Annotated in this window: 9 protein-coding genes; all 9 read right to left on the reverse strand. The window is 40.8% G+C overall.

All coding sequences use genetic code 11. The features are described 5' to 3' along the window. Positions 1–9: 9 nt before the first annotated feature. The 9 genes from rplC to rpoB all read right to left on the reverse strand — a co-directional run bounded on the left by rplC (position 10) and on the right by rpoB (position 13,555). A complete protein-coding gene (gene rplC, locus AC1Q51_RS26730) occupies positions 10–642 on the reverse strand; it encodes a 50S ribosomal protein L3 (protein ID WP_000160209.1) in 633 nt (210 codons plus the stop codon). A gap of 34 nt (positions 643–676) precedes the next feature. Further along, entirely contained in the window at positions 677–985 is a 309-nt protein-coding gene (gene rpsJ / locus AC1Q51_RS26735; RefSeq protein WP_001040595.1) for a 30S ribosomal protein S10, read from the reverse strand. A 399-nt stretch (positions 986–1,384) separates the two neighbouring features. Beyond that, positions 1,385–2,572, reverse strand: coding sequence for an elongation factor Tu (gene tuf / locus AC1Q51_RS26740; protein WP_001029617.1), 1,188 nt, complete (start codon positions 2,570–2,572; stop codon positions 1,385–1,387). A 117-nt stretch (positions 2,573–2,689) separates the two neighbouring features. Then, complete coding sequence (gene fusA / locus AC1Q51_RS26745) at positions 2,690–4,768, reverse strand: elongation factor G (RefSeq protein WP_000196384.1); 2,079 nt, start codon at positions 4,766–4,768, stop codon at positions 2,690–2,692. A gap of 205 nt (positions 4,769–4,973) precedes the next feature. Then, a complete protein-coding gene (gene rpsG / locus AC1Q51_RS26750; protein WP_001137492.1) occupies positions 4,974–5,444 on the reverse strand; it encodes a 30S ribosomal protein S7 in 471 nt (156 codons plus the stop codon). 29 nt (positions 5,445–5,473) lie between these two features. Continuing rightward, a complete protein-coding gene (rpsL, locus tag AC1Q51_RS26755; RefSeq protein WP_001142341.1) occupies positions 5,474–5,896 on the reverse strand; it encodes a 30S ribosomal protein S12 in 423 nt (140 codons plus the stop codon). Between the two features lie 114 nt (positions 5,897–6,010). Continuing rightward, on the reverse strand, positions 6,011–6,259 hold the full coding sequence (locus AC1Q51_RS26760) for a 50S ribosomal protein L7ae-like protein (RefSeq protein WP_000121833.1): 249 nt from the start codon (positions 6,257–6,259) through the stop codon (positions 6,011–6,013). Between the two features lie 113 nt (positions 6,260–6,372). After that, a complete protein-coding gene (gene rpoC, locus AC1Q51_RS26765; protein WP_000567943.1) occupies positions 6,373–9,984 on the reverse strand; it encodes a DNA-directed RNA polymerase subunit beta' in 3,612 nt (1,203 codons plus the stop codon). Positions 9,985–10,021: 37 nt separating this feature from the next. Continuing rightward, positions 10,022–13,555: a DNA-directed RNA polymerase subunit beta gene (rpoB, locus tag AC1Q51_RS26770; RefSeq protein ID WP_000147553.1), complete on the reverse strand. Its 3,534-nt coding sequence runs from the start codon at positions 13,553–13,555 to the stop codon at positions 10,022–10,024. Positions 13,556–13,770: the final 215 nt, after the last annotated feature.

Raw genomic sequence — 13,770 nt, forward strand, 5'->3', positions numbered from 1 at the left:
TATTGTGAATTATTTGCTAACCTTCACAGCGCCTTGAACAACTACAAGAGATTTCTTAGCACCTGGAACGTTACCTTTTACTAGTAATAAGTTGCGCTCAGTGTCAACTTGAACGATTTCTAAGTTTTGGATAGTAACTTGGTCTCCACCCATACGTCCAGCAAGTTTTTTGCCTTTGAATACACGGTTCGGAGCAACTGGGCCCATTGAACCTGGACGACGGTGATAGCGAGAACCATGAGACATAGGTCCGCGAGATTGTCCGTGGCGTTTGATAACACCTTGGAAACCTTTACCTTTAGAAATTCCTGTTACGTCAACGATTTCACCTGCAGCGAAAACTTCAACTTTTACCTCTTGACCAACCTCTAATCCGTCCACGTCTGCATCGCGGATTTCGCGAATGAAGCGCTTAGGAGTTGTAGATGCTTTAGCAGTGTGGCCTTGTTCAGGTTTGTTAGTTAACTTTTCACGTTTATCTTCAAATCCTAACTGGATTGCATTGTAGCCATCAGTTTCAGTTGTTTTCTTTTGAAGAACAACGTTTGGATTAGCAGCGATAACTGTTACTGGGATTAACTCACCGTTCTCAGCAAATACTTGAGTCATACCGATCTTTCTTCCTAAGATTCCTTTGGTCATGAGTTACACCTCCTACATTTTTAAGTTATATAATTTATAGTTTGATTTCGATATCTACACCAGACGGTAAGTCTAAACGCATTAATGAATCTACTGTTTGTGGAGTAGGACTCACGATATCGATTAAACGTTTGTGTGTGCGCATTTCGAATTGCTCACGAGAATCTTTGTACTTATGAACAGCACGAAGAATTGTGTAAATAGTCTTCTCAGTTGGTAATGGGATCGGACCAGAAACTGTTGCCCCAGAACGCTTAGCTGTTTCTACAATTTTCTCAGCTGATTGATCAAGAATACGGTGATCATAAGCTTTTAAACGGATACGAATTTTTTCTTTTGCCATTATTTTCCCTCCTTCGTTCGCCTATTTCTAAAATAGACCTTCTCCATGGAAATTTCCCCACACCATGCCATGGCAAAGCGGCCGGGTGTGTCAGCAACCTTCCACTTCATCGCAGTCAAAGACCAACATTGTCTATTATACAATGTTATTCGTCTAGATGCAAGCATCTTTTTGTTTGCATCTGCTTTTCTCTACTTTTGCTATTATACATGGCACTTTAAAGAATTTCAAGTTTTCATCTAACAGAATTCGTTTTACAGTTTCTGGATTATCTTTTGTTGTTTTTATATTACTATAGAAGAAACTCGTCAAAACAAAAAAACACACTCTTCTTCTTTATATAAACGCAAACAAAAAACCTAAGGGAAAATCCCTTAGGTTTTTTTATATCAGCTAAGATTACTCAACGATAGTAGCAACTACACCGTAACCTACTGTACGTCCACCTTCACGAATAGAGAATTTAGTTCCCTCTTCGATAGCGATTGGAGCGATAAGTTCGATAGTCATTTCGATGTTGTCACCAGGCATTACCATTTCAGTACCTTCTGGTAATTGGATGATACCAGTTACGTCAGTTGTACGGAAGTAGAACTGAGGACGGTAGTTAGCGAAGAATGGAGTGTGACGTCCACCTTCTTCTTTAGATAATACGAAAACTTCAGCTTTGAATTTAGCGTGTGCTTTTACAGAGCCAGTTTTAGCAAGAACTTGTCCACGTTGGATGTCTTCACGAGCAACCCCACGAAGAAGAGCACCGATGTTGTCTCCAGCTTGAGCTTGATCAAGAAGTTTACGGAACATTTCTACACCAGTTACAGTTGTAGAAGCATTCTCTTCAGCAAGACCGATGATTTCTACTACGTCACCAACTTTAACGATTCCGCGCTCTACACGACCAGTTGCAACTGTACCACGACCTGTGATAGAGAATACATCCTCGATAGGCATTAAGAATGGTTTGTCAGTTTCACGTTCTGGAGTTGGGATGTAAGCATCAACTTCAGTCATTAATTCAATGATTTTTGCTTCCCAATCAGCTTCTCCTTGAAGAGCTTTAAGAGCAGAACCTTTGATTACAGGAATGTCGTCGCCTGGGAATCCGTATTCAGATAATAGGTCACGAACTTCCATTTCTACTAATTCTAATAATTCTTCGTCGTCTACCATGTCGCATTTGTTTAAGAATACAACGATGTAAGGAACACCTACTTGACGAGAAAGAAGGATGTGCTCACGTGTTTGAGGCATTGGGCCATCAGCAGCAGATACTACTAAGATACCGCCGTCCATTTGAGCAGCACCAGTGATCATGTTTTTAACATAGTCAGCGTGACCTGGGCAGTCAACGTGTGCATAGTGACGAGTTTCAGTTTCGTACTCAACGTGTGCAGTTGAGATTGTGATTCCGCGCTCTCTTTCTTCTGGAGCAGCGTCGATTTGATCGTATCCGCGTGCTTCAGCACCACCAGCTTTTGCAAGAACTGTAGTGATCGCAGCAGTTAATGTAGTTTTACCATGGTCAACGTGGCCGATTGTACCGATGTTAACATGGGGTTTAGAACGTTCGAATTTAGCTTTAGCCATTCTAAATTCCTCCTTAGTTTATATAGGTTATTTTATATTTAGACTAGAAAGCGAAACTTACGTCCCACTTTCTAAGCTTACATAAGTAGTTATACTCGAACAATTGATAAAAATCAATTATTCGCCTTTATTTTTTTTAATAATTTCTTCTGAAACAGACTTCGGTACTTCTTCATAATGATCAAATGTCATTGAGAATGTTCCGCGTCCTTGAGTGTTAGAACGTAATGCTGTCGCATAACCGAACATTTCAGAAAGTGGAACCATAGCGCGAACAACTTGTGCGTTACCGCGAGCTTCCATACCTTCTACACGTCCACGACGAGATGTTACGTCACCCATGATGTCTCCCATGTACTCTTCAGGAATTACAACTTCAACTTTCATCATTGGCTCAAGAATTACTGGGTTACATTTAGAAACCGCAGCTTTAAGTGCCATAGATGCAGCGATTTTGAACGCCATCTCAGATGAATCGACATCATGGTAAGAACCGTCAACTAATGCTGCTTTAATGTCAACTAGTGGGTAACCAGCTAGTACACCATTTTTAAGTGAGTCTTCAAGACCCGCTCCAACAGCTGGGATGTATTCACGTGGAACTACACCGCCGACGATTTTGTTTTCGAATTCAAATCCTTTACCTTCTTCGTTAGGTGCAAACTCAATCCAAACGTGACCGAATTGTCCACGTCCACCAGATTGACGAGCAAACTTACCTTCAACTTTCGCAGCAGCGCGGAAAGTTTCACGGTATGCTACCTGAGGAGCACCAACGTTTGCTTCGACTTTGAATTCACGGCGCATACGGTCAACGATGATATCAAGGTGAAGTTCACCCATACCAGCGATGATAGTTTGGCCAGTTTCTTGGTCAGTGTGAGCACGGAATGTTGGATCTTCTTCAGAAAGCTTAGATAATGCTGTACCCATTTTATCTTGGTCAGCTTTAGATTTTGGTTCGATAGCTACAGAGATAACTGGCTCTGGGAATTCCATAGACTCAAGGATAACAAGGCTCTTCTCGTCACAAAGAGTATCACCAGTAGTAGTATCTTTTAAACCTACAGCAGCAGCGATATCACCAGCGTAAACTGTTGAAATCTCTTCACGGCTGTTAGCGTGCATTTGTAGGATACGTCCTACACGCTCACGCTTACCTTTAGTTGAGTTTTTCACGTATGATCCAGAGTTTAACACACCAGAGTACACACGGAAGAACGTTAACTTACCAACATAAGGGTCAGTCATGATTTTGAATGCTAAAGCTGCGAATGGTTCTTCATCGCTAGACTTACGTTCTACTTCTTCATCTGTATCCGGAAGAGTACCTTTAATAGCAGGTACATCTAATGGAGATGGTAGGTAGTCGATAACTGCGTCTAACAGAATTTGAACACCTTTGTTTTTGAATGCAGAACCACAGATTACTGGGAAGAATTCTACAGAAGTTGTAGCCTTACGGATACCAGCTTTAAGCTCTTCTACAGTGATTTCTTCACCTTCTAGGTACTTCATCATCATTTCTTCATCAAGCTCAGCTACCGCTTCAATAAGCTTTCCACGGTATTCTTCAGCTAGTTCTTTGTGCTCTTCAGGAATTTCGACACGCTCGATGTCTGTTCCTAAATCGTTACCGTACATGTAAGCACACTCTTCAACAAGGTCAATGATACCATTGAACTCATCTTCAGCACCGATTGGTAACTGAATTGGATGTGCGTTTGCTTGTAAACGATCGTGGATTGTTCCTACAGAGTATAAGAAATCTGCACCGATCTTATCCATTTTGTTAACGAATACGATACGAGGTACACCGTAAGTAGTAGCCTGACGCCAAACAGTTTCTGTTTGTGGTTCTACACCAGATTGTGCATCAAGTACTGCTACCGCACCATCAAGTACGCGTAAAGAACGTTCTACTTCTACTGTGAAGTCTACGTGTCCTGGAGTATCAATGATGTTTACACGGTGACCTTTCCATTGAGCTGTAGTTGCAGCAGAAGTAATTGTGATACCACGCTCTTGCTCTTGCTCCATCCAGTCCATCTGAGATGCACCTTCATGAGTTTCACCGATTTTATGAATACGTCCTGTGTAATACAGAATACGCTCAGTTGCTGTTGTTTTACCAGCATCGATGTGAGCCATGATACCAATATTACGAGTGTTTTCTAAAGAGAACTCTCTTGTCATTTGGTGTCTTGCTCCTTCCATATATGGATTGGATTTTTTATTTTAAGTAGCAAAAAAGCCACTTTATATTGTTACATATGCCAGTGTCCAGTACCCTCATTATGTAAAACGAGCGCCCAACGAAAGGGAGAGGCATTCTCCCTCTCCACACTTCCATAAGCGACAAATAAAGCGGTTTATGCATACATTTATTTTACGTTGAATCCTACCAACGGTAATGAGCAAATGCTTTGTTAGCTTCTGCCATTTTATGAGTGTCTTCACGTTTCTTAACAGATGCACCAGCGTTGTTAGCTGCATCTAAGATTTCGTAAGCTAGACGCTCTTCCATAGTTTTTTCACCACGAAGACGAGCATAGTTTACTAACCAGCGAAGACCTAAAGTTGTACGGCGTTCTGGACGAACCTCAACTGGAACTTGGTAGTTAGCACCACCAACACGACGAGCGCGTACTTCAAGAACAGGCATGATGTTCTTAAGAGCTTGCTCGAATACTTCCATTGGTTCTTTATCTGAACGTTCACGAACGATATCGAAAGCGTTATAAAGAATTGTTTGAGATTTACCTTTTTTACCGTCAACCATCATTTTGTTGATAAGGCGTGTTACTAGCTTAGAATTGTACATTGGATCTGGTAACACGTCACGTTTCGCAACAGGTCCTTTACGAGGCATATTGAGTTCCTCCTTTCATTATAAGTTTATTATTTTTTAGCAGGTTTTGGTCGCTTAGTACCATATTTAGAACGTCCTTGCATACGTTTGTCAACACCAGCTGTATCAAGCGCTCCACGAACGATGTGGTAACGTACCCCTGGTAAATCCTTTACTCGACCACCGCGAATTAATACTACGCTATGCTCTTGTAAGTTATGACCGATACCTGGGATGTAAGCTGTAACTTCAATACCGTTTGTTAAACGTACACGAGCGTATTTACGTAACGCTGAGTTAGGTTTCTTTGGAGTCATTGTACCAACACGAGTACATACACCACGTTTTTGAGGTGCAGAGATATCAGTTGATTTTTTCTTTAAAGAGTTAAATCCTTTGTTTAACGCAGGTGATTTAGATTTCCATACTTTATCAGTACGACCATTTCTCACTAATTGGTTAATAGTAGGCATTTGATTATCCTCCCTTCGCATGTTTGTATGACCACATATCCAGGTGGTTCATTATTAGTTGAAAACAAAGTTTTTGCAAGGAAGAGCAAATGCTCTCTCCTCACAAAAACAGTTTTAACTTATTATTCCTATTGCTGAAGCTCCCACTTGAATCCCCGAAACTTTTCCAAGCTTACGAACTGATTCAACCTTTGTTATGGGTATGTTATGTTGCAAAGCAGTGCGAATGATAACATGGGTTAACCGCACATCAGCATCTTCTGCAATAACAACTTCTTTAACTATACCATTTTTGATTGCTTCCAATGTGCGTTTATGACCAACGACTACATTTTCAGCATTTGACACTTTTTGATAAGACATATAAATATCCTCCAAAGCATCGTTCAGGAGCAACCTTGATTATAGTAACATTTTGACTCATACAATGTCAACTAGGATTAGATGTTTTTATACAAAATTTACGACGGAAAATTTTACTGTTCCACATAAATCTCATCGTTTTCTACATTCATGTTATCTTGTGTTGTTTTTACAAGATCCACTTTGCGATAACGATTCATACCTGTTCCAGCAGGAACAAGTTTACCGATAATAACGTTCTCTTTCAATCCTAGAAGCTCATCACGTTTACCTTTAATTGCTGCATCAGTTAAGACACGAGTTGTTTCTTGGAATGATGCTGCAGATAAGAATGAATCAGTTTCAAGTGAAGCTTTTGTAATACCAAGTAGAACAGGTCTAGCTGTCGCTGGTTGTTTACCTTTCAGTAACACCTTCGCATTCGCATCAGTAAACTGATGGATATCTAGTAATGTTCCTGGTAATACGTCTGTTTCACCTGCATCACTTACACGAACTTTACGTAGCATTTGACGTACCATTACCTCTACGTGTTTGTCACCAATTTCTACCCCTTGCATACGGTATACTTTTTGAACTTCACGTAATAAGTATTCTTGAACTGCTGTAATGTCCGTTACTTTTAGTAATTCTTTCGGATCAATAGAACCTTCTGTTAACTCTTTACCGTGGCTAATTGGCTGTCCTGGAGTTACTTTCAGACGAGCACCGTAAGGAATAGCATACGTACGAGCTTCAACTTCACCCTGTACAACTACTTCTTGGCGATCTTTAACATCGTTGATCGCTGCGATAACACCGTCGATTTCACTGATAACTGCCTGACCTTTCGGATTACGAGCTTCGAAGATCTCTTGGATACGAGGTAAACCTTGAGTGATATCATCTCCGGCAACCCCACCTGTATGGAATGTACGCATCGTTAACTGTGTACCTGGCTCACCGATAGATTGAGCTGCGATAATACCTACCGCTTCTCCTACTTCTACGTCTGTACCAGTTGCTAAGTTACGACCGTAACACTTCTTACATACACCATGGCGAGTGTTACACGTAAACGCTGAACGAATATTTACAGTTTCAACACCCGAATTTTCAACGATATGAGCGATATCTTCAGTAATTAATTGGTTTTCACTAACTAATACTTCACCTGTTTCAGGATGTTTTACAGTTTTTCTTGCAAAACGTCCAACAAGACGATCATATAATGACTCAATTACTTCATTACCCTCTTTAATCGCACCAATTAATAGACCACGATCTGTTCCACAATCATCTTCACGGACAATTACATCTTGTGCAACGTCTACAAGACGACGTGTTAAGTAACCAGAATCGGCAGTTTTAAGTGCTGTATCGGCAAGACCTTTACGCGCACCATGCGTAGAGATGAAGTACTCAAGTACTGTTAAACCTTCACGGAAACTCGATTTGATTGGAAGTTCGATGATACGACCAGATGGATTGGCCATCAGACCACGCATACCAGCAAGCTGAGTAAAGTTAGATGCGTTACCACGGGCACCTGAGTCACTCATCATGAAGATTGGATTGCGTTTATTCAAGGATTTCATCAGTTTTCCTTGGATAACATCTTTTGCATTACTCCAAATAGAGATAACGCGATCGTAACGTTCTTCTTCCGTGATTAAACCGCGACGGAATTGTTTAATTACATTATCTACTTTTGCTTGTGCTTCGTGGAGAATTTCATCTTTTTCGCCTAATACAAGAATGTCAGATACCCCAACTGTAATACCAGCTTTTGTAGAGTACTTGAACCCTAAGTTTTTCATACGGTCAAGCATGCGAGACGTTTCTGTAATTTGGAAACGTTTGAACACTTCCGCAATGATGTTACCAAGGATCTTCTTGCTAAATGGCGCCACTTCTTCGCGACTAGCAATAATTTCTTTAATGTTCGCACCTTTTTCAACGAAATATTCCGCTGGTGTTTCTTTTTCAAGGTTTGAGTTTGTCGGTTCATTAATATAAGGGAACGACTCTGGTAAGATTTCGTTAAATATTAATTTACCAACTGTTGTTAATAGAAGCTTACCTTTTTGCTCTTCAGTAAACGTTACGTTATTTACTGAACTTGCAGCAACTGCAACACGTGTGTGCAGATGTACATATCCATTTTGATATGCAAGTATTGCTTCGTTTGCATCTTTGAAGACCATACCTTCACCGATTGCGCCTTCACGCTCAAGTGTTAAGTAGTAGTTACCTAATACCATATCCTGAGATGGAGTAACAACTGGTTTTCCGTCTTTTGGATTCAAGATGTTTTGTGCCGCTAACATAAGAATACGAGCTTCTGCTTGTGCCTCTGATGATAACGGAACGTGAACCGCCATTTGGTCACCGTCAAAGTCCGCGTTGTATGCAGTACATACAAGTGGGTGAAGACGAATTGCGCGACCTTCTACTAATGTAGGTTCAAACGCCTGGATACCAAGACGGTGAAGTGTTGGTGCGCGGTTTAGAAGTACTGGATGTTCTTTAATCACAGATTCTAAAACGTCCCAAACTTCAGGGTGTACACGCTCAATTTTACGTTTCGCACTCTTAATGTTGTGTGCTAACCCTTTTCCAACTAATTCTTTCATAACAAAAGGTTTGAACAGTTCAAGCGCCATTTCTTTCGGTAATCCACATTGGTACATCTTTAAGTTCGGTCCTACAACGATTACAGAACGACCAGAGTAGTCAACACGTTTACCTAATAAGTTTTGACGGAAACGTCCTTGTTTACCTTTAAGCATGTGAGATAGTGATTTTAATGGACGGTTACCTGGTCCAGTTACTGGACGGCCACGACGACCATTATCAATTAATGCATCTACAGCTTCTTGTAACATACGTTTTTCGTTTTGAACGATAATGCTTGGAGCACCTAGGTCCAATAGACGTTTTAAACGGTTGTTACGGTTAATTACACGACGATATAAGTCGTTTAAGTCAGAAGTAGCAAAACGTCCACCATCTAACTGTACCATTGGGCGTAGTTCTGGTGGGATAACTGGTAGAACATCTAAGATCATCCAAGATGGTTCATTTCCAGAGTTACGGAATGCTTCTAATACTTCTAGACGTTTAATAGCACGAGTACGGCGTTGTCCTTGTGCTGTTTTTAATTCTTCTTTTAAGAAGTCTACTTCTTTATCTAAATCAATGTCTTGTAGTAGCTTTTTAATCGCTTCTGCACCCATAGCAGCTTGGAATGTGCTACCATATCGATCACGATATGCACGGTATTCTTTTTCAGAAAGTAATTGCTTCTTATCAAGTGGTGTATCTCCACTTTCTGTTACAACATAAGAAGCGAAATAAATTACTTCTTCAAGCGCGCGAGGGGACATGTCTAAGACAAGTCCCATGCGGCTCGGGATACCTTTGAAATACCAAATATGAGATACAGGAGCAGCTAATTCAATATGACCCATACGTTCACGACGTACTTTTGCACGCGTTACTTCAACGCCACATCGATCACAAACTACACCTTTATAACGTACACGTTTGTATTTTCCGCAATGACATTCCCAGTCCTTTTGTGGTCCGAAAATACGCTCACAGAACAAGCCATCTTTTTCAGGCTTTAACGTACGATAGTTAATAGTTTCTGGTTTCTTAACTTCACCGTATGACCAAGAACGAATCTTGTCAGGTGAAGCAAGTCCAATCTTCATATATTCAAAGTTATTTACATCTATCAAGGGGCCTACCTCCCTTTTAGTCTACAGGTTATCCCAATTATTCCTTAGTTGTCTCAACTTCGACATTCAATTTATCTGCTGATTGATGATCATCGTCATCTTCTGTATCACGCATTTCAATTTCTGTATCGTCGCTAGACATCATTTTAACGTCCATACCTAAACTTTGCAGCTCTTTAATCAATACTTTGAATGATTCAGGAACGCCTGGTTCTGGAACATTTTCGCCTTTAACAATTGCTTCATAAGTCTTAACACGTCCAACAACATCATCAGACTTCACTGTTAAGATTTCTTGAAGAGTATAAGCAGCACCGTAAGCTTCAAGTGCCCAAACCTCCATCTCACCGAAACGCTGTCCACCGAACTGAGCTTTACCTCCAAGAGGTTGCTGCGTTACAAGTGAGTATGGTCCAGTAGAACGAGCATGAAGTTTATCGTCAACCATGTGCGCAAGTTTGATCATATACATGACACCAACAGATACGCGGTTATCGAATGGTTCACCAGTACGTCCGTCATACAGGATTGTTTTCGCGTCATTTGCCATACCAGCTTCTTCAATTGTGCCCCAAACATCTTCCTCACGAGCACCATCGAATACTGGTGTTGCAATGTGAATGCCCAGGTATCTTGCTGCCATACCAAGATGAAGCTCTAATACCTGACCGATATTCATACGAGATGGTACCCCTAATGGGTTTAACATGATATCGATTGGCGTACCGTCTGGTAAGTAAGGCATATCTTCTTCTGGTAAAATACGAGAAATAACACCTTTGTTACCGTGACGTCCGGCCATCTTGTCACCTTCAGAAATTTTACGTTTTTGAACGATATATGCACGTACAAGTTGATTCACGCCTGGTGGCAATTCATCGCCATCTTCACGGTTGAATACTTTTACGTCTAAGATAATACCGCCACCACCGTGTGGTACACGTAGTGATGTATCACGTACTTCACGCGCTTTTTCTCCAAAGATAGCATGTAATAGACGTTCTTCAGCTGTTAATTCTGTTACACCTTTAGGTGTTACTTTACCAACAAGTAAATCTCCATCTTTTACTTCAGCACCAACGCGAATGATACCGCGCTCGTCAAGGTTACGTAATGCGTCTTCCCCAACATTTGGAATGTCACGTGTAATTTCTTCTGGTCCAAGCTTCGTATCACGAGCTTCTGATTCATATTCTTCAATATGAATAGAAGTGTACACATCATCTTTTACAAGGCGCTCACTCATGATGATCGCATCCTCGTAGTTATAACCGTCCCAAGTCATGAAGCCAACAAGCACGTTACGTCCAAGTGCTAGTTCACCTAATTCCATAGAAGGACCATCCGCAAGGATTTCACCTTTTACAACTTCATTTCCAACACTTACGATTGGACGTTGGTTGTAACAAGTTCCTTGGTTAGAACGAATGAATTTTTGCATTTTGTAGCGATCTAAGTCGCCTTTTACTGTTTGACCGTCAACTTCTACATAGCGACGTACCCAAACTTCACGTGCTTCTACGCGCTCAACAACACCAGGATGTTTACAGATTACTGCAGCACCTGAGTCTTTTGCTGATACGTACTCCATACCTGTACCTACAATCGGAGATTCCGGATTCATTAACGGAACCGCCTGACGTTGCATGTTCGCTCCCATAAGTGCGCGGTTAGAGTCATCGTTTTCTAAGAACGGAATACAAGCTGTCGCTGCCGACACTACTTGTTTTGGAGATACATCCATGTAGTCGATGCGTTCTCTATTTGTGACAATGTTTTCACCACGGAAACGAGCTACGATATCTTCACTTAGGAATTCACCTTCATCAGATAATTTCATATTCGCTTGGGCTACAACATAGTTATCTTCTTCATCTGCTGTTAAATAATCAACATGCCCTGTTACAAGACCAGTTTCTGGGTCAACACGACGATATGGTGTTTCAATGAAACCAAACTCATTTACTTTCGCGAACGAAGATAATGAGTTAATCAAACCGATGTTTGGTCCCTCTGGTGTTTCAATCGGACACATACGACCGTAGTGGGAGTAATGAACGTCACGTACTTCAAAGCCTGCGCGCTCACGCGTTAAACCACCAGGTCCTAATGCAGATAGTCTTCGTTTGTGAGTTAACTCTGCTAATGGATTTGTTTGGTCCATGAACTGAGATAACTGAGAACTTCCGAAGAACTCTTTAATAGATGCAATAACAGGACGAATATTAATTAGCGCCTGTGGTGTAATTGCATTTGTATCTTGGATCGACATTCTCTCACGAACAACACGTTCCATACGAGAAAGACCGATACGGAATTGATTTTGTAATAGTTCTCCAACAGAACGCAGACGACGGTTTCCTAAATGGTCAATATCATCTGTATCCCCTACTTTGTATAGTAGGTTGAAGAAGTAACTGATAGAAGCAAGGATATCACCTGGTGTGATGTGTTTCACATCACGAGTAATATTTGCATTACCAATTACATTAATTACACGTTCGCCTTCCGACTCAGGAGCATAAATCTTAATAGATTGCAGCTCAACATCGCCTTCTACCACTCCACCCATTGGTTTCGCTGTTTTGAATCCAATGTTTTTCTCTAAGTAAGGTAAAATGCGATCAAGTGTACGACGATCTAAGATTGTTCCTTCTGCCGCTAAAATTTCACCAGTTTCTGGATCCACTAATGTTTCAGCTAAACGTTGATTAAACAATCTGTTTTTAATGTGTAACTTCTTGTTGATCTTATAGCGACCTACATTTGCTAAATCGTAGCGCTTTGGATCGAAGAAACGAGACACAAGTAAGCTCTTAGCATTTTCTACTGTTGGTGGTTCACCAGGACGTAGACGCTCATAAATTTCAAGCAATGCTTTTTCTGTACTATCTGTGTTGTCTTTTTCTAATGTGTTGCTTAAGTATTCGTTATCACCTAAAAGCTCGGTGATTTCTTGATCAGAGCCAAACCCTAATGCGCGTAACAAAACAGTTACAGGAAGTTTACGCGTACGGTCAATACGCACATATACAACATCCTTAGCATCTGTCTCATACTCTAACCAAGCTCCGCGGTTTGGAATTACAGTAGCAGTAAAACCACGTTTTCCGTTTTTATCCACTTTGCCACTATAGTATACGCTTGGAGAGCGAACTAACTGGGAAACGATAACACGTTCTGCACCGTTAATTACGAATGTTCCAGTCTCTGTCATGAGTGGGAAATCTCCCATGAACACATCTTGTTCTTTTACTTCACCAGTTTCCTTGTTGATTAGACGCACTTTTACACGAAGTGGTGCTGCATACGTCACATCACGCTCTTTGCATTCGTCTACAGAGTATTTAGGTTCACCTAAGCTGTAGTCGATAAATTCAAGCGATAGATTTCCCGTAAAGTCTTCAATCGGAGAAATGTCTTGGAACATTTCTCGCAAACCCTCATCAAGAAACCACTGATAAGAAGAGGTTTGAATTTCGATAAGATTTGGTAACTCTAATACTTCACTAATACGGGCATAACTTCTTCGTTGGCGGTGGCGTCCGTATTGAACTAGTTGACCTGTCAACTGCTTCACCCCTCAAATCATGAGTATTATAAATGCACAAAAAAATTTGTGCAAAATCACAAATAAATACAACTACTGCTATTAGCGTAGTCTTTTTCTCTTAAAGATAAATACGTTGAGTCTTTCTACCTGCTCAAAAAAGAAAAATGGCTTCTATAAGAAAACCATCATTCTGTTTCATAATCTGCTGATTTTACTATCTTTTCCAAGAGAAA

The sequence above is a fragment of the Bacillus sp. MT94 genome (genome assembly GCF_058792475.1).

Coding starts and splice junctions, on each gene's coding strand:
- rplC (WP_000160209.1), bottom strand. CDS start 642: ATGACCAAAGGAATCTTAGGAAGAAAGATCGGTATGACTCAAGTATTT.
- rpsJ (WP_001040595.1), bottom strand. CDS start 985: ATGGCAAAAGAAAAAATTCGTATCCGTTTAAAAGCTTATGATCACCGT.
- tuf (WP_001029617.1), bottom strand. CDS start 2,572: ATGGCTAAAGCTAAATTCGAACGTTCTAAACCCCATGTTAACATCGGT.
- fusA (WP_000196384.1), bottom strand. CDS start 4,768: ATGACAAGAGAGTTCTCTTTAGAAAACACTCGTAATATTGGTATCATG.
- rpsG (WP_001137492.1), bottom strand. CDS start 5,444: ATGCCTCGTAAAGGACCTGTTGCGAAACGTGACGTGTTACCAGATCCA.
- rpsL (WP_001142341.1), bottom strand. CDS start 5,896: ATGCCTACTATTAACCAATTAGTGAGAAATGGTCGTACTGATAAAGTA.
- AC1Q51_RS26760 (WP_000121833.1), bottom strand. CDS start 6,259: ATGTCTTATCAAAAAGTGTCAAATGCTGAAAATGTAGTCGTTGGTCAT.